This is a genomic window from Sphingopyxis sp. GW821-FHT12F08, from assembly GCF_058806755.1.
On the sequence record NZ_JBXAQA010000004.1, the window covers coordinates 115,523 to 136,361 of the forward strand.

General features: G+C 67.8%; 14 protein-coding genes. 5 read left to right on the forward strand and 9 right to left on the reverse strand.

Translation table 11 applies throughout. From position 1 onward, the window contains the following. The first annotated feature begins 625 nt into the window (after positions 1 to 625). The 5 genes from AC1RNQ_RS12490 to AC1RNQ_RS12510 all read left to right on the forward strand — a co-directional run bounded on the left by AC1RNQ_RS12490 (position 626) and on the right by AC1RNQ_RS12510 (position 6,433). Entirely contained in the window at positions 626 to 1,798 is a 1,173-nt protein-coding gene (locus tag AC1RNQ_RS12490; protein WP_493171471.1) for a hypothetical protein, read from the forward strand. 117 nt (positions 1,799 to 1,915) lie between these two features. Next, positions 1,916 to 3,607, forward strand: a complete 1,692-nt coding sequence (locus AC1RNQ_RS12495; RefSeq protein ID WP_493171472.1) for a M28 family metallopeptidase — start codon at positions 1,916 to 1,918, stop codon at positions 3,605 to 3,607. A gap of 136 nt (positions 3,608 to 3,743) precedes the next feature. Further along, positions 3,744 to 4,727 (forward strand): agmatine deiminase family protein, encoded by a 984-nt coding sequence (locus tag AC1RNQ_RS12500; RefSeq protein ID WP_493171473.1) that lies wholly within the window; start codon positions 3,744 to 3,746, stop codon positions 4,725 to 4,727. A gap of 165 nt (positions 4,728 to 4,892) precedes the next feature. After that, positions 4,893 to 5,744 (forward strand): N-carbamoylputrescine amidase, encoded by an 852-nt coding sequence (aguB, locus tag AC1RNQ_RS12505; protein ID WP_493171474.1) that lies wholly within the window; start codon positions 4,893 to 4,895, stop codon positions 5,742 to 5,744. Positions 5,745 to 5,773: 29 nt separating this feature from the next. Next, positions 5,774 to 6,433 carry an FABP family protein gene (locus AC1RNQ_RS12510; protein WP_493171475.1) on the forward strand — a complete coding sequence of 220 codons (660 nt, stop codon included), beginning with the start codon at positions 5,774 to 5,776 and terminating at the stop codon, positions 6,431 to 6,433. Between the two features lie 195 nt (positions 6,434 to 6,628). On the opposite strand, the gene AC1RNQ_RS12515 is transcribed toward AC1RNQ_RS12510, so the two are convergent. The 9 genes from AC1RNQ_RS12515 to AC1RNQ_RS12555 are packed head-to-tail and all read right to left on the reverse strand — an operon-like array spanning position 6,629 to position 20,839. Then, positions 6,629 to 10,333, reverse strand: a complete 3,705-nt coding sequence (locus AC1RNQ_RS12515) for a DUF6519 domain-containing protein (protein ID WP_493171476.1) — start codon at positions 10,331 to 10,333, stop codon at positions 6,629 to 6,631. Between the two features lie 11 nt (positions 10,334 to 10,344). Continuing rightward, positions 10,345 to 12,624: a hypothetical protein gene (locus AC1RNQ_RS12520; protein ID WP_493171477.1), complete on the reverse strand. Its 2,280-nt coding sequence runs from the start codon at positions 12,622 to 12,624 to the stop codon at positions 10,345 to 10,347. Continuing rightward, the gene (locus tag AC1RNQ_RS12525; protein WP_493171478.1) at positions 12,617 to 15,649 is read right to left on the reverse strand and encodes a putative baseplate assembly protein; all 3,033 of its coding nucleotides are present in this window, start codon (positions 15,647 to 15,649) and stop codon (positions 12,617 to 12,619) included. The genes AC1RNQ_RS12520 and AC1RNQ_RS12525 overlap by 8 nt, the downstream gene beginning before the upstream one ends. 2 nt (positions 15,650 to 15,651) lie before the next feature. Continuing rightward, a complete protein-coding gene (locus AC1RNQ_RS12530) occupies positions 15,652 to 18,174 on the reverse strand; it encodes a baseplate J/gp47 family protein (RefSeq protein ID WP_493171479.1) in 2,523 nt (840 codons plus the stop codon). Further along, entirely contained in the window at positions 18,171 to 18,530 is a 360-nt protein-coding gene (locus AC1RNQ_RS12535; RefSeq protein ID WP_493171480.1) for a GPW/gp25 family protein, read from the reverse strand. The genes AC1RNQ_RS12530 and AC1RNQ_RS12535 overlap by 4 nt, the downstream gene beginning before the upstream one ends. Further along, the gene (locus AC1RNQ_RS12540; RefSeq protein WP_493171481.1) at positions 18,527 to 18,865 is read right to left on the reverse strand and encodes a hypothetical protein; all 339 of its coding nucleotides are present in this window, start codon (positions 18,863 to 18,865) and stop codon (positions 18,527 to 18,529) included. The genes AC1RNQ_RS12535 and AC1RNQ_RS12540 overlap by 4 nt, the downstream gene beginning before the upstream one ends. Then, the gene (locus AC1RNQ_RS12545) at positions 18,862 to 19,383 is read right to left on the reverse strand and encodes a phage baseplate assembly protein V (protein WP_493171482.1); all 522 of its coding nucleotides are present in this window, start codon (positions 19,381 to 19,383) and stop codon (positions 18,862 to 18,864) included. Before AC1RNQ_RS12545 ends, AC1RNQ_RS12540 begins: the two co-directional genes overlap by 4 nt. Further along, positions 19,380 to 20,537, reverse strand: a complete 1,158-nt coding sequence (locus AC1RNQ_RS12550; protein WP_493171483.1) for a hypothetical protein — start codon at positions 20,535 to 20,537, stop codon at positions 19,380 to 19,382. Before AC1RNQ_RS12550 ends, AC1RNQ_RS12545 begins: the two co-directional genes overlap by 4 nt. After that, the gene (locus AC1RNQ_RS12555) at positions 20,534 to 20,839 is read right to left on the reverse strand and encodes a hypothetical protein (RefSeq protein WP_493171484.1); all 306 of its coding nucleotides are present in this window, start codon (positions 20,837 to 20,839) and stop codon (positions 20,534 to 20,536) included. The genes AC1RNQ_RS12550 and AC1RNQ_RS12555 overlap by 4 nt, the downstream gene beginning before the upstream one ends.

Sequence of the window (20,839 nt, forward strand, 5' to 3'; positions counted from 1 at the left end):
CGGGGAGGATAATCATGGCCAATCCGACCTTTCGGTCCGGCGGCCGCCTGCCGGGACAATGCCCGATCTGGTCGGGAGGCAAAGCCGCGCAAAACTGCGCAACTTCATTCGCGAATTGCGTTTTTCGGGCGGAGGGCGGACCCCAATCACGCAGTGACGCTTTCACACGGCGCGTCGCTTCGCGCGAGCCGGGTGCTTGGGCGAACAGAAAAGATGGACAGGAGAAACGGAGGAGCTTCATCCGCCAGTTTGACGCATAGCGAGATATATTAGGAAAGCATTATTTCGTCCGAGACCGATTGGCGGCGGCACCAATGCGACTTATGCTTGCCTTCCCATGCTGCACGAAGCCCCGCTTCGAGTGACGAAGTAACCAAATCTGGTCGTCAGACTCTATTCGCGCTGATCGAGCGGTCTATTGCGAGAGACCAAAGGACGGCCGGACAACGGCCTGTTTTGTTAGTATAAAAGCCCTAGATATTCGAATCGATGCGGGGCAGCAGCCGATATTTGATTCTCCGGGAAGGACATTCTTGGGCTGTCGCAATATAGCGTATAGAAAGCGGCAACGTAATACGGATGATGTCGCTGTTCGACATCGACCGGGAATCGCCTTGGGGGATGCATGCGGAAATCGGTAAGAGTGGCGCTTAACAAGTTTCCGGCCGTCCCGGCTTCGCTCGAAAATCCAGCAAAGCCGGGAAATCCATTGCCGGAAATCATGGTAGATCTAGCTGATTTGTATCACCATTATTATTTGCAGAGCTACGACAAGGCCCCGCCGAACCCCGACCCCGCCCAGTTCGAGCACGTTCGGTATCTAGAGCCATGCACCGCGTTTCGGTTCCAGCCGAACGGCTTAGGCGCCAACAAAACGAAGAAACAAAACAACTCTAACGAGCTCGGCGAGGCATTCTGTCGCTGGTTTCTGGCCGAGCACCTCGACATCAGGCACGTCGCACGGATCGACGACGTCCGCAATCACGGCGCGCTTTCTTGGGCGTATGGTGCGTCGGTCGAATGCAATCCCGGCGCTGGGGGAGATGCCCCCGACTATTTCTGCGTGGAACCGACAGGCCAGGTGTCGCTTGCTGAGGCGAAGGGGACGATCGAGGCAGTCGGTTTCAAGGCTAAGAAATTTGCGACGTGGCGCAATCAGTTCAACCGAGTGCGCGTTCTTGATCAATCCGGAAACGCGATGAGCGTGAAGGGTTACATTGTAGCGATGCGATGGGCAGTCCACACCCATAGCCCAGCCATCTTCACAACCCTCTCAGCAGAGGATCCGCAGACTCCCGGAGAGCGTCCCTTTTTTGATGAGAATGGCGGGTTCGCGGCCGCGGTCCGCTCCCTTCATTATGCGCCGAGCCTTGCGAAGATCCGCCAGCCCGTCCTCTCGGCCGCGCTTGCGACAGGCACGACGATAGCTGACGACCTAAGCTTCGGGATCGTTCTGTGGGAATGTCTGCTGCCAACTCTTAAAGGACTGCGGTTTGTCGGAGGCTATTTCCCGACCGATCCCGAGGGCGCTCTGCCCTTCAAGTTGGAAGACGGAAAGCTGGTCGCCGGGCCGAACGATCCCTTCAGGCTCGATCGTAGTTCAGGCACGTTTATCGGCATTGAGGAGCAGACCTTTCGACATCTTGTGGACACCGCGCGAAACGGGCCGATGACGATCAATGATCTCCCGCGTATCGATCGGCGGATCACCGGGTTTAGCGGCGCGAGCTATCTTTCGGACGGCCATGTGCTGGGCCCAATCGATCTGTTCCGGCCTGTTGCTGCCGACTTGGTCTGACCGGACGATTGAAAAGCCGCCATCCATCGCGCGACCCTCAGTCCCCTGCCCTTGCATCCCCCCGCCCCCGCTGGCACAAGCCCGCTCGTCGCAAACGAAACTATCCAAGGACATATCATGCTGCGTTCCCCCCGATCCGCCGCGGCCTTCGCGGTTCTCCTGTCGCTTGCCGCGTGTGGTGGCGAGGACAAGGCGACGAGCGATGCCACCGCCGCCGCCGCGATCCCCGACGTCCAGATCCCCGAACTGTCGCTCGCGACGTTGCAGGAGGTGACCAAGGAATTGTCGTCGGACGCCTATGAAGGGCGCGCGCCGGGGACGCCGGGCGAGGAAAAGACCGTCGCCTATATCATCAAGAAATATCAGGAAGCGGGCCTGCAGCCGGGCAACAACGGCCAATGGACGCAGGACGTCCCGCTGGTGGAGATCACCGCGAAGAACGCCACACCGATCAGCTTCACCGGCGGCAAGGCGCCCGTCACCGCGCAATATGCCAAGGATTATGTCGCGTTCAGCTGGCGCGTGCAGCCCAGGACCGAGATCAAGGACAGCGACGTCGTGTTCGTCGGTTACGGCATCAATGCCCCCGAAAAGGGCTGGAACGACTATGCCGGGCTCGACGTGAAGGGCAAGACCGTGGTCGTGCTGGTCAACGACCCCGACTGGCAAACGCCGGAAACCAAGGGCGAATTCAACGGCCGTGCGATGACCTATTACGGCCGCTGGTCGTATAAATATGAGGAAGCCGCGCGCCAGGGCGCCGCGGCAGTGCTGATCGTCCACGACACCGAACCCGCCGCCTATGGCTGGAACGTCGTCGAGAGCAGCAACACCGGCACGCAGTATCTGGCCGAAAGCAAGGACGGCGGCGCGAGCCAGACCGTCGCCAACGGCTGGATCCAGCTGCCCAAGGCGAAGGAGCTCTTCGCGAGCGCGGGGCAGGATTTCGACAAGCTGCGCGATGCCGCAAAGGTCAAGGGCTTCAAGCCCGTGCCGCTGACGGGCGTGAAGGCGAATTTCTCGTTCGACAACGAGATCGCCAAGAAGATGTCGCGCAACGTCATCGGCGTGCTGCCGGGCGCCAAGCGTCCGGACGAATATGTGCTCTACACCGGCCATTGGGACCATCTCGGCCGCTGCACGCCGGTCGCGGGCGACGACATCTGCAACGGCGCGGTCGACAATGCGAGCGGCATCGCGGGCCTCGTGACGCTGGCGCAGGCGTTCAAGGCGGCGGGAGCCCCCGACCGCAGCATCGTGTTCCTCGCGGTCACCGCCGAGGAATCGGGGCTGCTCGGCTCCAAATATTATGCCGAAAACCCGATCTTCCCGCTCGCGCAGACCGTCGGCGGGGTGAATATGGACGCGCTCAACGCGGTCGGCCCGGCGAAGGACATCGTGGTCGTCGGCGGCGGCAAGTCCGAACTCGACGCCTATGTCGCCAAGCTCGCCAAGATGGAGGGCCGCACGGTCAAGCAGGAACCGACGCCCGAGAAGGGCTTCTACTATCGCTCCGACCATTTCAGCTTCGCCAAGCTGGGCGTCCCGATGTTCAACTTCGGCAGCGGCGACGAGCTCGTCGAAGGCGGGGTCGAGGCCGGCAAGAAAGCCTCGGAAGATTATGAAAAGAACCGCTATCACGCGCCGGGCGACGAATATGAGGCGATCACCGACTGGGGCGGCATGATGTCGGACCTGCGCCTCTATTACGCCGCGGGGCGGATGCTCGCGATGACCGACGCGTGGCCGAACTGGGTCGAAGGCGACGAGTTCCGCGCCGCCCGCGACAAGTCGCGCGCCGGGAAGTAAAGACGGCAATCGCTCCTCCGCAGTTGCGGGGAGCACGAGGTTCCGGCAATCCAGAACGGCGCGGGCCGTTCTGGATTGCTGCGTTCTGGACGACACGACCGATGCCATCGGCATCGACGCAAAGGACTAGCACGCGATGACATTGCGCATGCCCGCCGAATGGGCGCCCCACGACGCCGTCTGGATCGGCTTTCCGCATATGGCGGAGGAATGGTCGGGCCGGATCGATGCCGCGCGGCGCGACGTCGCGTCCTTCGCGAACGCCGTCCACGACGGCGGGCGCGGCGAGGAGGTGCGGCTGGTCGTCAACGACGAAGGCCAGGCCGAGATCGCGGCGAAGCTGGTCGATCCGGGGGTGCGCATCCTCGTCCAGCCGCTCGGCGATATCTGGCTGCGCGACACCGGGCCGATCGTCGCGGGGACCGGCGCGGCACGGCGCGCGCGCGATTTCCGCTTCAACTGGTGGGGCGAGAAATTCGTCATGCCCGGCGACCAGGAAGTCGGCGCCGCGCTCGCCGCGACGACGGGTTTCCCGGTCGACGAACAGGATTGGGTGCTCGAGGGCGGCGGCATCGATGTCGACGGCACGGGCCTCTGCGTCACGACCGAGGAATGCCTGCTCAATATCAACCGCAACCCGTCGCTGACGCGCGAGGATATCGCGGTTCGGCTGCACCAGTCGCTGGGCATCGAGCGGCTGCTGTGGCTGGGCAAGGGACTGATCGGCGACCATACCGACGGCCATGTCGACAATCTTGCGCGCTTCGTCGGCGAGGGACGGCTGGCGATCCCGGTTGCCGCGGGGGACGACGATCCCAATGCGGCGATCTATGCCGACGCGCGCGCGCGCACCGCAGCGTTCGGCGGAGTCGAGATCGTCGACCTGCCCTCGCCCGGCCGGGTCGAGCTGGACGGCGAGATTGCGGCGGCGAGCTATATGAACTTCTACATCGGCAACAGCAGCGTGGTCGTGCCGACCTATGGCGCCGCGAATGATGCGGCCGCGGTCGAGGCGCTCACCGCGCTCTTCCCCGGGCGCCGCGCGGTCGGTGTGCCCGCGCTCGGCATCATCGCCGGCGGCGGCAGCTTCCATTGCTCGAGCCAGCAGGTGCCGGCCTAGGTCCGGCACTTTCCAATCGTCATCCTGGCGAAGGCCGGGATCTTAACCCCGCGTCGGGAGCATCCGGCGGGATCCCGGCCTTCGCCGGGATGACAGAGGGGAAAGAATAGCCCCGACGGTGGTTTTTGCGCTGGCAAGACAATCGGCCTACCCTATATCCGCTCCATGACCCGCACTCTCTCCGTCGCCGCGCTCCAGCTTGCCCTGCCTGGCCCCGTCGAGCCCAATATCGAGGCCGTTTCGGCGCTCGTCGAAGCGGCGGCAGCGAAGGGCGCGCAGGTGATCTTGCCGCCCGAGCTGTTCGAGGGGCCTTATTTTTGTCAGGTGGAAGAGGAAAAGCATTTCGCCACCGCTCGGCCCACCGCGGAACATCCGAGCGTGGTCGCGATGCAGGCGCTCGCGGCGAAGCTGAAGGTCGCGATCCCGACGAGCTTTTTCGAACGCGACGGGCATCATTATTACAACACGCTGGCGATGATCGGGCCCGACGGCGGCATCATGGGGACGTACCGCAAATCGCACATCCCCGACGGGCCGGGCTATGAAGAGAAATATTATTTCCGGCCCGGGAATACGGGATTCAAGACGTGGGACCTGTTCGGCGCGCGGATCGGCGTGGGCGTGTGCTGGGACCAATGGTATCCCGAATGCGCGCGCGCGATGGCGCTGATGGGCGCCGAGATACTCTTTTATCCCACCGCGATCGGCAGCGAGCCTTATGATGCCGAGCTCGACACCAGTCGCATGTGGCGCCGTGCGATGCAGGGGCATGCGGTGTCGAATTGCATGCCCGTCGTCGCTGCAAACCGCATCGGAGCAGAAGGCGACGCGAACTTCTATGGCCACAGTTTCATCAGCGACGAATGGGGCGACCTGACGCAGGACTATGGGGCGGGCGAGACCGGGGTGCTGGTCGAGACGATCGATCTCGACCGCGCGGCGAAGCACCGGGCGGGGATGGGCTTTTTTCGCGATCGCCGCCCCCATCTCTATGGCCGGCTGGTCGAGGATATTTAAGGGGCCGTCTCAGGCTTTAGGGGCAAGCTATGGAATTACCCGAAGATATTTTCACCGAGCCCGAGGATGTCGACCCCGAGACGCTGGCCAATCTCGGTCCGCTCGCGCGGCTTGCCGGCATCTGGGAAGGCCAGCGCGGGGTCGATATCAACCCCAAGGCCGACGGCCCCGAGACGCGCCAATATTATGAGCGGATCGAGATGCAGCCAATCGACCCGCAGGCCAACGGCCCGCAGCTTTTCTATGGCCTGCGCTATCACCAGCATGTCAACACGCGCGAGGAGGATATCAGCTTCCACGACCAGGTGGGTTACTGGCTCTACGAACCCGCGACCGGGCTGATCCTGCAGACGCTGGCGATCCCGCGCGGGCAGATCGCGATGGCTTCGGGTCATGCCGAGCCCAATGCCAGACGCCTCGTCGTGAAGGCGGCCCGTGGTGAAACCGAATATGGCATCTGTTCGACGAGCTTTCTCGACCTCGCCTTCCGCACCGACGCCTATCAGCTGACGGTCGACTTTCACGACGACGGATCGTGGAGCTATGTCTCCGACACCATGCTGATCGTGAAGGGCCGCGACGAACCCTTCCTCCACCGCGACCGCAACAAGCTGGTCAAGATCGGCGAACCCGACCTCAACCCCTGGGCGAAGATCGTGCGCGGCGAAGGGCAAGCCGCAGGCAGCTGAAATAGCTATATAAAAAGAAGATTTGGGCTGAAATGGATAGGGGCGGACCCCTGTGGACCCGCCCCATGACCCCAAAAGGGACTCGAACCCTTAACGGCACCAGATCATCCTGCCTTCATTATCAATCAAGGCCATGAAAATGTTGGCCGATTCTTTCCAGAATTGCAAGGAAAATCGCCGTTTTTCACGCAATTTTCAGGGACGATTGTCGCGCTTCAGGAGGAATCGCGGCGCCTTGACCACATTGGCGGGGAAGGACGCCTCCGAAAGATTGTCCGACGCCACCCACAGGCATCGGAACATCTCCTCCTGCCCGATCTCGAGGATGGGCTGCACCGCGATGCCGATGCGCGCGATCGCGATGCGGTTGTCCGAAATCTTGAGGTAGCGGCCGATATCGCCCCACACGCGAATGCCGTGGTTGAACAGGTCGTCGCTGCGCGCGCCCGCCCAGTCGAGGGTGTTGCGCTGGATCCGCAGCGTGTCGACATTGCCGACGAAGAGCCCCATCGGCACATAGATGCCCTCGCCCGGCTTGCGCAGCGAGAGGTGGTTGTCGGCGATGGTGACATTGCCCGCGCGCACGAGCTCGGGATCGGTGCCGCTGGCGCCGACATGGACGCCGCGGACAAAGCCGAACGCCTTGTTGCCGCGGATCTGCACCGTCGTCTGGGTGCGCCCGCCGCAGGTGATCGCCTGCCGCGCGTAGCTGGGCATCTGGCTGGTGAAGCGGTCGAACCAGCCTTTCGCGCTCGGCAGCGTCTCGCGGAATTTTTCCTCGGCGCCCATGCGCGCGCCGACCTTGCGCAGATGCTTGACCAGGTCGGCGGTGCTCGACACGTCGCGCGCGGGCATCAGCTTCATCGCATTGTTCCAGTCGGTCTGGCCGATCGGCGAGTCGAAGGTCACGCCGATCGAGCCGGACCGGACCGTCACGCTGCCGTCAGCCGCGCCCGCCACCTCACGCTCGCCGCGTTCGCTGCGCGCGCTCGGTTCGCCGATCAGCACCAGCGAGCGTTTGACCTCGGCTTCGACATTCGCCATCCGCGCCTCGCCGATGCGCCCGCCCATCGTGCGGATCGCGCGCTTGAAGGTCGGCGAGCGTTCGGGGTCGGCGATCACGACATCGCTCATCCGCTTGATATAATTCTGCACCCCCGCGATCGTGCGCACCTCGTCGGAGCGCGGCGGATCGGCCTCGAACAATTTGTTCCATTCCTCCTGCGGCATCGGCGATTCGAAGGTCGCGGTGATCGAACCCGCACGAAATTCACGGTTGCCGCTCCCCTTGCCCGCCGCCTCGCGCGGCTTGGCGACCAGCAGGTCGGCGATGTTCTTGCGCCAGCGCGCCTCCTCGAGCAGCCGCCCCGGTTTCAGCCCCGCCTTGCCGGGAACCACCGCGAGTTCATTGTCGGCGATCAGGATGTGCACCGCGTCGGTGACGAGGATGCCGTCCTGCGCCAGTCCGATCGACAGCCGGTTGTGCGTCACATGCACCGAATCGAGCGGCTTTTCGGTCGAGCCGCGGATCGCGAGCCCGGTGCGTTCGGCCGCCGCGCCGCCGCCGCAGCGCAGCGACAGCCCCGACACCTCGACCGTCGGGCAGTCGAGGATCGTCACCGGCCCGTGGCGCGACACGAAATCGTCGAGCGCCCCCGACCCGTCGGGCGCCGACACCGCCATGTCGCGGATGGTGACGCTGGCGCATTGCTTGAACAGCAAGGCGCATTCGGCGCGCTTGGCGACGACCTGCGTCCCGTCGCCCGCGCCGTGGATCGTGAGATGCCCCTTGTTCGATATTTCGACCGGAATGTCGGTTTCATAGGTACCGCGCTGGAAACAGACGGCGGCATCCTCGCCGTCCTTGATCGATTTCAAGATTTCCGCCCAGTCGCTGCCCTCGGTGACGATATAGGTCGAGCAGCCGACTTGCGTCTGCCCCGCGAGCTTCTCGATCGCGCCCTGCACCGTGTTCTCACCCGCGAGCAGCGGGGTGTTCGCGGGGTCGAACGAGGTCGCCGCCGCGGTGCTGAGATTGGCGTTGAACTGGATCGGAAGATGCGTCGGCTGGCCCGCCGCGTTGAGCAGCCGCGCAACCACGCGCTGGGTCGGCGTCGCCGCGTCGAGCGACCAGTCGATCCTCGCGACGCCATCGCCGTCGGTCATCGCGATGCGTTTCTTGACATTGTCGGCGACCGGGCCGAGCCGCCCGTCGCCGGCGATGATCTCGAACTCGACGGCGAGCCCCGGCAGCGGCGTCTTGCCGCGGATCACCCCGACGCGCAGCGGTGAGGCGAGCGGGATGCGCGTCGCGGGCGCGAGCGGGTTGGGCATCGCCTCCTGCCCGTCGCCGCCGAGATAGAGGAAGCTGCGCAGCGCGGTAAGCGGCGAAAAGATGTTCCGGCAATCGCTGGCGACGGTCCAGACCCCGTTCGCGGCGCGCGTCACCAGCGCCAGTGCGGCATAATGATGGGCGATGCCTTTGGCGGGCAGCGCGGCGGGTTTGCCGATCGCGTCCTTCGACGGCCACTCGATCGTCGCGGCGAGCGAGCGCGCGGGGATCTGCCAATGGTCGCCGGTCGCCATGCGCCCCGCGCGGAACTCGACCTCGATCCCCTGCTCGACGGGGACCCAGACGTCCGCGACGATATCGATGGGCAGGCCGCCCTCCCAGCGCCGGACGATGCCCTTCGCGGGCAGCACGCTGAGGTCGGGGGCGCTGCCGCTGGTCAGCGCGGCGAGCGTGTCGGGGTGGCGCACCTCGCCGAGGCTCGCGCGCGTGCCGTTGATGTCGGACAGGCGCGCGAAAAAGCCGGGCTGACCCTTCAGCCGCCGCGCCTCGTCGAGGATCTCGACCCAGTCGTCCTTCTTGAGCGCGCTCGGCTCGTCGGGGCCGAGGCTGTCGAGGATCAGCGCGCCATTGTCGATCTCGGCATAGCGCGCCGTGCCGCCGCCATTGTCGCGCGACCATTTCCAGCGGCCACCAACTGCGCCGCCATTGTGGATTTCGACACGGTAGAGATGATTCTCGAGGCTGCGATAACCGCCGGCCGCGGGCAACGCGCAAGGATCGACCGCCGCCGCCGCGGCATTGGCGCGCGCGCGCATCGTGCCAGTGGCGGCGGGACCCAAGGGCGCCCAGCCGGGCGCGAAGCTCGCGCAGCTGACCGGCGCGGTCACCGCGCCCACAGCGACGAGATCGGCGGTGCGCGCGAACTTTACCTGCCAGACCAGCTGGTCGCGGATCGCGGTGTCGGGACCGCCGAACGCCGTCTCGCGGATCAACGGGTCGTCGGCGGCGGTCACCGGCCGCTCCCACAGGTCGAGATAGGCGAGATAGTCGCCCGCGACGGTCGGCAGGTTGTCGCCGGGCAGGAAGGGCTGGCTCTCGGCGCTGCGATAGCGGTCGACCTGCGCGTCGGCGGCGGCCGAGATCGCGGCGGCAGCCTGGAAGGTCTGGCGCCCGTCGACGTCGTCGAGCAGGGTCGCGACGCGCACCGCCTGCGCGGGCGTATTGCCGACCAGCACCAGATAATCGCCGACCGCGACGCGCGTGCCGGCTTCGACGCGCCACCGCGTCGCGGCGCCGGTGCCCGAATGGCGGAGCAAGGCCAGGCGAACGGGCGCTATGTGCGAGATGCCGATGCCGTCGAGATACGCCTGCCCGCCGCCGATCAGCAGCGTCTGCCCACCCGCGCCGGCGAGGATCGCAAAGCCCGGCGCATCCTCGGGAAAGCCGCTCGCGCCGATCACCGAGCGCGTCGTGGTGCGCAGCGCGCTGCGGTGGATGTCGCCCTCCTCATTCCAGTCGGCGTCAGTGAACAGCCGTCCCTGCTGCATCCGCACGGCGCTGTAGCCCTTGTCGGGGCGGAAGGTGTCGCGGGTGAAATCGCCAGTCATCGTCTTCGTCCTCAGGTCTGGAACAGGGGCGCCGCCACCAATCCGAACGGCAGATATTCGTCGAGCATGTCGGTGAGGTTCGCGCGGCGGAACGGCGTGCCCGCCGCGAAGCCCGCGCCCATTTCGGCGCCGCCGAACGCGCCCGCCGCCACGGCGCCGGGACAGGCCAGCGCGAGCTGGCCGAAGGCGCCGGCGGGAAAGGCGCTGGCGGTGAAGATCGGCACCATGCTGCGCGCGATGCGCTGCCGCTCAGCGTCGGCGAGCGGCGCGGGCGCCACGGCCTGCTCGGCCTCGGCGATGGCGAGGTCGGGCTGGCAGCGATAGCGGCGCGGGACGCGCGAAGTCAGCGGTGCATAGCAGAAGCGGACGCAGCCGCGCTGGCGCTGCGCGGCGCGCGTCGTGCCGATGAGCAAGCTGTTCTCGGCCTCGATCGAGCGGATGCTCGCGCGGCCGAAGATCGTGCTGCGCGCGATATCGACGTCGGCGACGGGGGCGTCGAGGACGAGCGGCAGCAGGTCAGGGTCGGCTTGCAGGTCGCGGTCCTCGCCGACGATCGAATCGGCGATGACGAGTCCACCGCCGGCGGTGCCGAGCGCGAGCGGGCCGGTGATGCAATGATCGACCCGCGTCGCGAGCCCGCCATTCTGCGAAATGACGCGCACACCTTTGGTCAGCCCAGCGGCCGAAGCGCCGATCGTGCAGTGGCGGAGCGCGAGGTTGCCGAGCGCGCCGGCCATGATCGCGACCTCGCCCTCGACCAGCAGCCCGTCGAGGATCAGACTGCCCGCCTCCTCCTCGGCGCCGGGCGCGATCGCGCGGACGCGCAGGTCGCCGCGGATGTGCGGGCGGCGGTGCGCGAGCGACAGGGCATCCAGATCGCGCGCAATCACCCCGCCCGCGCGCTGCACGGCGGGCCAGGCCGCCGCGACGATCGCGAGCCGCGCTTCGGTGGGGATGCGCAGGATATGCGCCGCGTCGCTCAGATCCTCGGCATAGCTCGCATTGTCGAGCATCACGATCAGCCCGCGCGTGCCCGTGCCCGCCGCGGCGTTCCAGCGCAGGATCGCCTCGGCGAGCGAGGCGACGACCACCCCGCCCTGCAGCACGTCGTTCGTCTGCTCCTCGGCCCGCGTCGAGACGCCGATCACCCACGGCGCGGGGGCGCCCTCGACGAAGATCGTCTCGCGCCAGGTGGCGAAGCTCGCGGTGCGATCATAGGGCCCGCCGCCGAGCGCGAAGGGCGCGGCGAAGGCGCAGCTCGCCTCGACGGCCTTGCCCTCGTCGCTGGCGTGCAGCGCGAGGCGGCCGAGTTCGGGGTCGAAGAGGATATGCCCCGCCTGCTGCGGCCGGCGCCATGTGGGGTTGCCGCCGACGGTGCGCGTCGCAAGGTTGCAGCTGTGCAGCCGCTCGGGCGGCACTTCGACGCCGCCAAGGCGGAGGCGCAGGACGGGCACCTCGTCGAACCAGCGCCCGCCGCCCGCTTCACCGGCGCGCAGCCGATTGAGGTCGCGGTGGAGCAGCCGGCGGTCGAGCGGCGCGGGCACCATGCGCATGTCGACCCGCCCGGCGATCGAGCGGTCGGCCTTGGGCTGGTTGAACAGCGCGCGATCGGCGCCGAGCGGATCGAAATGGCGGAAGCCCGGCCCGATCGCCGAGGTCCGCGGCACGAGGCCGCCGACATAGCCCGCCGCCTCGTTCGAGAGGAAACCGAGCGGATAGGCGTCGAGCCGCCAGACGAAGAGCCCGACGTGCGGGATGGCGTAGCGTCCCGAGGCGCTGTCGACCGGCCCCGCAGCGGCGCTGTGGCACGCGTCACTGAAGGCGCCCGCCGACAGGCGCGCCGCCTCGGCATCGCGGATCGACGCGGTGCCGAATGCGCCGGGGCGGACATGGTTGACGTGCTGGCTCCAGATCAGCCGCTGGAAGAATTCGACCGCGACGACGGGCCAGCCGGTGACGTCGCGCGCGATCTGTTCGATCGCGGCGGCGGTGCCCTTGGCCTGGCGATAGCCGAGCGTGTTGGCAACATAGCTGCGCAGTCCGACCTCGCCCGCGCCGAAGCTGCGCATCGGGCGGGCGCCGATCAGCGCGCCGATATAGGGGATGACCCAGGGCTCGCAGCTTTCGATGAACCAATTGTCGTAGAGCTGGTCGAGATCGCGTTCGACCACCGCGAGTTCCTCGCCGAGCAGGCCCATCAGCGCCTCGAGCGCCCTGCCCCCTTCGGCATCGCGGTTGCGCAGATGCTGCGGCAGCAGTTCGATCAGCGGGACGGGCGGGCGGTCATGCACGGGCGGCCTCCACGGTCAGCGCGATGCCGGCGTCGAAGATGGTGAGCAGCTCGGCGGCGGCATAATCCTCATCCTCCTCGGGCGGCAGCAGCCGCGCCTGCTCCGCGGGAAGCACGGTGGCGAGGCTCGCCGCGGGATCGGGGGCGCCGCCGTCGTCGATCAGCGCGAGCAGATCGAGGTCGACCCCGACGACGCCCGGCACCGCCTGCAGCGCGGCGATGACCTCGGCGGCGCTCACCACCTGCCCGATGTTGCGGCGCGCGAAGCCGAAGGCATCGAGCAGGTGCGCGCGCGCGGCGAGCTCGACATCCTCCGCACGGTAATCGGGATGGTGGAACAGGCGCGCCGCGAGCTGGAAGAAGCGCCGCGCCGCGGGGAGCACGACCATCAGGTGCGAGCGGTCGCGCGCACCGTCGGCCGACGCCTGGAGATTGGCGATCAGCGGCGCATTGGGTTCGAGAATAGAGTCGCTGGTGCCGGTGATGCTGACGAGCACGATCCGCCGGTCGCCCGACCAGAGCTGCGCCGCGAGCGCCTTGCCCACCCCGGCGAAATTCGAGGCATAGTCGCGATAATCGATCAGCGACACGATCCGCCCGAGCGTCTTGACGTCGCGCGGCGCGGCGACGCGGATATCGGCGAGACTTTCGGGCGGCGCGCTGCCGCTCGCGCGGCTGGGGTTGACCACCGAGCGGATGCCGAGCGGGCGGGTCTTCAATTGGATGATCGCCTCGTCGGCGACCTCGCCCGCGAGGCCGATGCCCGCGCGGTAGCTGGCGATGACGTTGAGCTGGCCGGTCGGCAGCCGGCTGCCGCGCAGGCCGTCGCCGAACTGAACCCAGCTGCTGCCGTCATCCTCGCCGCGCACGGCGTAGACGCGGTCGTCGGGGCCGGCATCATAGAGCGTCGGCACCTCGTGCCACAGCAACCCGTCCACGCGGATGGACAGCGACGAGGCGCGCCCGGTCGGGGTCTCGGCGCTGACATAGGTGAGTGGTGCCTTGGTGAGTTTGAAGCGCTGGAAGATCTGCGCCGCGTCGCCCGAACCGAGCTGCTCCTCATAGGCCTCGCCGTGCGTCGCTGCGGCCATATTGGCGTTCACGGTGACGCTGGGGCGGCGATAGCTGTATTCGGGGCCGCTCTTGAGCAGCAGGCGGGTGAAGCCGCCGATATGCACGACGTCGTTGACGGTCAGCGTCTCGCTCGACGCGAGCCCGTCGGCGTCGCTGCGGTCACCCGCGATCGAGATCGTCTGGCCGTCGACGAGGTCGAGATAGAGCGCGTCGAGGTCGATCGCGTCGGCGCCAGCCTCGATATCCTCGCGGATCGGCGTGCCCGCGAGGGTAAGCGGTACGCTCGCCGCGAAGATATGCGCGGTGCGGAAGCGGAAGTCGTTGAGCGGCGAGGACTCGCTCGGCGTCGGAACGTCGAGGTCGCTGCCGTCGGGCTGGCGGAAGGTTACCCCGCTGGCCTTGCCGGTCAGCGCGAAATCGGCGCGCGACTGGGTCGCGGCGGCGGCGACGCGGAACACCATCGCCTCGCCCTCGGGCGTCTCGATCGCCGCCCAGCCATCGGGGACGATCTCCTTGACCTCGCGTTCGAGGAAGACGTGCGCGCCGGTGAGCTGCGTGTTCTGGCTGTCGGTCCAGATTGCGACGCCGCCGTTGGTGTCCCAGTCGGCGCCATGGCCATGGCCGTCGGGCAAGGCGCCGTGCTTGGGCGCGGCGTTGCCGAAGAAGCCGCAATCGTCGCGGAGAATATAGAGGCCGGGAACGGCTTCCGACGTCTCGGGCGCGTCGATCTGCTTCGGGCGGCGGATGAGGTGCATCAGCTTGACGCGCGACCAGGACTGGCTGCGAACGAGCGCGGTCAGCGCGGGGCCGGTCCACACCGCCTGGCGAACGACATTGTTGATCGTCGCGCTCGTGAAGGCGAGCCGAACGGTCGGCATCGCGATGCGCTTGAACCGCGGCGAGCGGCGCTTGGGCGCACGCTTGACGCTGTCGGGCAGCCCCCCGCCCTTGCGCGCGACAAGGCGCGTGACCCCGAAATCGCGATCGTCGGTCGCGCTGACGACGTGCAGCGTCGAGGCGGCGACCTTGCGCGTGCCGTCGGAAGCGAGAGTCACGCCGATGACGACGATGCGCTGGCCGGGTTTGAGCGCCAGCCCGGTGCCGCGGAGGTAGATTTCGTCGACCGGCAGCGCGCGCAGCACCGGCTCGACCCCGGGGTTGAGCGCGTGCGCAGCAATGCGCTGGTCGAGCGCCTCGGCGAGGTCGGTCTCGGCGTCGAGGACATGGTAGCGCGCGAGCGACGCGACGGTGGTGAAGGAGCGGAGGTCGGGATCGGCGAGCGCCTCCTCGCCGAAACTATTGTCGAGGTCGAAGAGGAAGATCGCGCCATTGTCGGCGTGGTTCGCGTTGGCGGCGTCGTGGAAGAGCGCGAGCGGCTGTTGGTAAAGCGTGCGGGCGGGCATCGCATTCCATTCGGCGCGCGCGGTGATCGGCTGGACCGTCTCGAACACCTGCGGCAGTTCGCCCTTGCGCGTCGGCACCGACATCGCCTGCACGCCGACCGGGATCTCGACCGCGCGATAGGGATCGTCCGACGCCTCGACGGTGAAGGACAGCGCCACCGATGCCGCAACGCCGGGCGCGGGCTCGTAGCCGATCATCCGCGCCATTTCGACGAGCGAGCGCCGCTGCGTCGCGGTGCCGACATAGGCCTCGTTGGCGACGCGCTCGCTGTAGAAGCTCAGCACGTCGAGCGTCGCGGCGAAGCCGTCGAGCAGCGCGATGGTCGGATCGCCGACCTCGCGCGCGCGCAGCGCCGCGAGCGGATGGAGTTCGGCCTTGGTCGCGGGGTCGACCACCATCTGGCGCGGCAGGCGCCACTCCATGCGGTCCATGAATTCGGGATGCGTGCCGATGCGATAGGCGATCGCGGCGAGGCCCGGGCGATTGTCGGGGCGCTTTTCGTCGCGGTCGACCGCGCCGCAGATATTGGCGGGGGGTTTGTGCGCCATGGTCAGCGGCCTCCCGCCATCAGGAAAGCGATACGCCCGAAATCGGGATAGGTCGGATCGTTATCGAGCCGCGCGACCTCGTTGGGGGCGATCGGGATTTCGGCGTCGTCGGCATAGTCGAGGTCGGGCTGGTCAAGCCGCCCGAAGCGGCCCTTGACCGCGCCCGCGCCGTCGCGCGTGCCGATCCACTGCACCCCCGCGACCTGCATCGCGCGCGCGATGATCGGCGAGAGCAGGATATTGTCGCCGAAGCTGAAAAAGTCGGGATGGAAGAAGCCGGGGCGCCCGTCACGCATCGTCTTGGCCGAGAAGATGTCGAGCAGGTCGCGCTCGACGTCGCCGGCATAATGGTCCGAGCAGACGCAGACGAAGAGGTGGATATCGAGCGGGACATAGCGCGGTGCGACGATTTCGAGGTCGTGGCCCGCGAGGCGGTAGGTCGCGAGATGGCCGCGGAGCGCGTTTTCGAACGTCTCGTCGACCGCGCCGCCGCCGCGGCGGTCAATCGCGAGGAAGATGGTGCTCCAGCTGCCGGTCCACCGGCGCTCGGCATAGGCACGCTGGACGTCGCCATAGGCCTCGGCCGCGGTGACATAGTCGGCGGGGGTGACGGCGCGACGAAGGGTGCGAAAGTGCCGCGGGGCCGCCACGCGGATGGCAGCTACCGGCTCGCGGTCGCGGCCGCCGGTGGCGGGCAAAGGGTTACGAAGGCTCGCGATTCCGGCGCCGTCGGAGGTGACCACATGCGCGATCGCGTCGGCGCCGATATTGCCGTGGCGGCCGCCGCCGTGGCGGATGCGCGCGGTGAGCGCGGCGCCGTCGGTCGGGCGGCGCCCCCCCGCCCCGTCGCCGAAGCGGGCGTAGTGGACAGCATCCGACGCCTCGATGCAGAATTCGGTGGTGAAAGGATCGGCGGCGAGCAAGTCGGGCGCGGCGCGCCAGATGTGGCCGTCGCCGTCGATGCGCACCTGCGCGAGCGGCGCTCCGGCGGGGGCGAGCGTAGCGCGCGCGGGTTCGGACGCGGCAGCGGCAGGATCATAAGGCACGGCATGGACCACCGCTTCGCCGCGCAGCCGGAAGCGCTTGAGCGCGCCGGGGCCGTCGTCGGGGAGCAGCCCGGTGCGCAGATTGTCGCCGACCGCGATGGCGTCCTCGCCCGCCTGCGCGGGCGCGAGGCCGTAATCGACACTGCGCCCCTCGTCGGCGAGCAAGATATTGCCGCGCGCCACCGCGCCGCCCGCGGCGAGGTTGAGCGGAAAGGCGAGCGCGTCGTCGCCATGCCATTCGATGCGCACGAGATCCTCGCTCATGACGGCATCGACGACGTCGACGGGGTCGGCCGACAGGCGGACGAGCTGGCGGTGCGCGGGGTCGGGCGGGTCGCCCGCCTCGCCGCCGAAGGGGATGACCTGTTCGAACAGGAGGAGGTCGCCCTTCGCAAGGCCGAGCGCGGCGCGCGTGCCGACGAGGAAGGCAGCGGTCGCCCCCGCGGGCAGGCAGCAGGCGGCGTCGCCCCAGTCGTGGAGCGCCATCGCGTTGCGCGCGACGCGCAGCGAGCGAAGATCGTGCAGCGTTTCGAAGACGATGGCACCCGTTCCGATCAGATCCTCGAAGATTTCGGGATCGCGCGGCTGGACCGTCGCGAGCGGCGCGGTCAGGTCGGGCGGGCGCGTGAGGAGCCTTGCGCCGCGCGGCAGGATCGGGTCGGCGAGCGGACCGCGCTCGACGTCGAGCCCCGCGGCGACCGCGACCGCGACGCGCGCGTTGCAGCCCTCCGAGGCGCTGTAGCCGAGCAGCCGCGCATGACGCAGCACCGACTGGCGGAGCCGCGCGCGGCCGAAAAAGGCCTCGGTCCCCACCGCGTCCTGGAACCAACTGGTGCGGTCGGCGGCGTAAGCGAGCGCCTCGACGAGCGTAACGCCGAGGTCGGCGGGGCTGCGTTCGGTCCAGCCCGGCAGACTGACCGCCATGCGGTCGAGCATCAGCTGGCGGAAGCTGTCGTAATCCTTGGCGAGATAGTCGATCGGCGGGCCGAAGGGGCGCGGGATGCCGGCGCCGTCAGGCGCGGCGCAGTCGAAGGCCGAAGGGCATTCCGCCTTGAAGCTGAAATCGAGCGCGGCGAGCATCGGATCGAGGAAGGGCGGGATGGCGTCGTTGACCGCACCGAGCCGTACCGACAGCCGGTAGGGCGAATAATCGCCCGCGGCGTCGACGGTGAGCGTCAGGCTGTGCGGCACCGGCCCCGCCGCGACGTCGGTGACGCGGATGCCGATGACGCGCGTGCCGCCGTCGATACGGAAATTGTCGGGGTCGAGCAGCGGCACGCCCGCGGCGAGCACGCCATCGTCGCGCAGAAACGCGAGCGTCAGCAGCCGCTGGCGCAGCACCTCGCTCGGCGCGTCGCGGTCGACGACCTCGAGATAGTCGATGCCGTTCAGCAGCACCCCGCCGCCGGTGTCGATCGTCGCCTCGGCGACGCGCTGGCGGCGGCGTTCGGTGCCGCAATATTGCAGCGCCTCGGTCAAAACACGCGCTCCACGGTCACGAGCCGCTCGCGCGCCTCGTCGAGCGGGCGGTAGCGGACGGTGATCGAGAGCAGGCTGTCGACCGCCTTGGTCTCGACGCCGCGCACCTCGATCGCGGCGGAGAGCCACTGCTGGAGCGCGGCCATCACCATATGCTGCGCCGCCGCGGCGAGTTCGGGGGCGTTTTCGGAGAAGACCAGCTCGTTGACCCCGGCGCCGAAATCGGGGCGGTTGACGCGCTCGCCGCGGCGCGTGAACAGCAATTGCTCGATCATCTCCTTTATATGCGCCTCGTGCGCCGCTCCCGCGGTCATGCCGTTGGCGCCGATGCGATAGGGGAAGCCGAAATGGGTCATGTCGCCAGTACCTTGGTCTGGACGCTGGTCCAGGCGACCGGGCCCTGCGGCGCCTGCGTCGCCGCGACGCCGAGGTCGCCGGGGTTCATCTTGAGCACGGGCTTGCCCTCGACGAGCACCTTGCTCGACGCGCCGGTGAGCATCAGCGTGACGCAGGGCGACGGGGTCGGCCCGGCGGGAAGCTGGAACGGGCAGCCCGCGACCATGCCCTTGTCGCCCATCACCATCGGCGGCGCTCCCATGACCAGCACTTTCGACGCCGACGACAGCAGCGTCGCGGGGATTGCGTGAGGGCATTGGGCGAGCGACGCCATGGTGACGATCGGGATCGTCATGGCAGTATCTTCAAATTCGCGCCGTTGATCGACACGCCGTCGATCGCGAGCTTCACGGTGCTGGCGCCGTGGGTGATGGTGAGGCCGGTCGGATCGGCCTCGATCTTGGCAGGGCCCATCGCCGTCGTCAGCTCGAGCGCGAGCGTCGGCGCGCCGGGGATATCGAAGATTTCGAGGCTGAAATTCTCGCCCTTCCATGCCTTGGTCAGGAAACCCACGGGCCCCGGGGGCGCGGGTGTATCGCCGAGGTCCCACCAGCCGCCCGACCAGATCGGATAGTCGGGGTTGCCGCCCTCGAATTCGACCCAGACCTTCGCACCCATCGGCGGGATGGCGTAGAGGCCGACTTTCGGCCCCGCACCCGGCAGGCACGGCATCGCCCAGGCGAGCTTGCTGTCGCCGAGCACCGAGGGGCAGCTGACCTGGATGCGGCCGAGCCCCTGGACGTCGGCCGGGTTTTCGACCGTGCCGCGATATTTGCCGTAGAAGGCGGGGCCGCCGTCGGGGAGCCTGGTCATGGCAGCACCAGCGGGGCCATCGGCCCCCGTTCGCCGCGCGCCAGCTTGAACTGCTGCTGGTAGCTGCCCGGCTTGATCAGGTGGCGCACCTCGGACACCTTGTAGAGCCCGCCGTAGCTGAGCCCGGCGCCGCGCAGGAACACCATGTCGCGCGCCTTGAGCGCAGCGTTGTAGCGCGTCGAGTCGATCGAACCCGAGACGGTGAAGGCTTCCTTCGCGCCCTCGTCGACCTTGGCCTGCGCGCGGCCCATCGCCTGCGCGGCGTTGAGCCCCGAGGTCTCGATCGGCTGCTTGCGCGTGTCGCCGAAGCGCGCGACGGTTTCGGGCACCGCGCCGAGCGGCGGGGTGCTGCCGACGAGCGCGACGACCGGGATTTCCTGGCCGGTGATGCGGTCGATCACCTTGGTCTCGACCGAGGTGAGCACATCGTCATCCTCGGACGTCGTGACGTCATAGGCGTCCGAGCCCGGCCCCATGTCGACGGTCAGCGTGCGCTGCGGCACACCGGGCTTGACCGGCGGCCCCCAATAGAGGGTGTTCACCCCGGGCACCGGGCCGGGGTCGATATAGGTCTCGTAGCCGTGGCGCTTCGCCATCTGGTTCAGATATTGCCAGTCGCTGCCGTTCTGGATCGGCACGCGGTCGATCGGGATCGGCGGGTCGATGAACTTGGGCGGCAGCGCCATCGGGATCATCCCGAACTGCGCGTAGGAGACCGCGATCAGCATCGCGATCATCGTCTCGTCCATCGCGGGATGCTCGGTCTGCTTGACCTCCTTGTCGAGCTCCATGGTGAGATCGCGGCCGTAGAGCGTCAGCACCCCCGACGCCGACCCGGTGCCGGGGGTATAGCTGCGCTTGGTGACCAGCCCGTCGAAGATCACATAGGGCATGACGTCGAAGATCATCGTCACGATGACGCGGCAGCCGCGCTGCAATTGCGGGTGCATGATCAGCGGCGATTCGAGGAAATCGAAGGGGCCGGTGCGCCCGGTGTTGATCGACAGCTTGAACCCCGATTGCGCGGTGGCCGACAATTTGACCTCGAGGTCGGCGATCGCGCTCATCACGTCGGCGGGCGCGGGCAGCGCGACCGGGCTGGGCCCGATCAGCAGGTTGAGGCGCACGCCAAGGAGATTGCCGAGCAGGCTCATCCGGTCGTCTTTCCGGTGCCTGGGAGCGGGATCACGAAGCTGTCGCCCGGCCCGCCGGGGAGCGCCATCGGATCGACGATGCGGTTGGCGTCGGCGACCATCCACCAGGCGGTCGGCGCGCCGAGGTGGCGCCAGGCGATGAGGTCGAGCCGGTCGCCGTCGGTGGTGCGGTGCTGCGTCGCGACGACGGTGTCGGCGGGGTCGGGCAGCAGCCGCGGCGCGACATAGCGCACGCTCACCCCGTCGCCGCGGTCGGCCACCAGCTGCGGCTGGTTGACATAACGGCTGGTGAGGGTGAACAT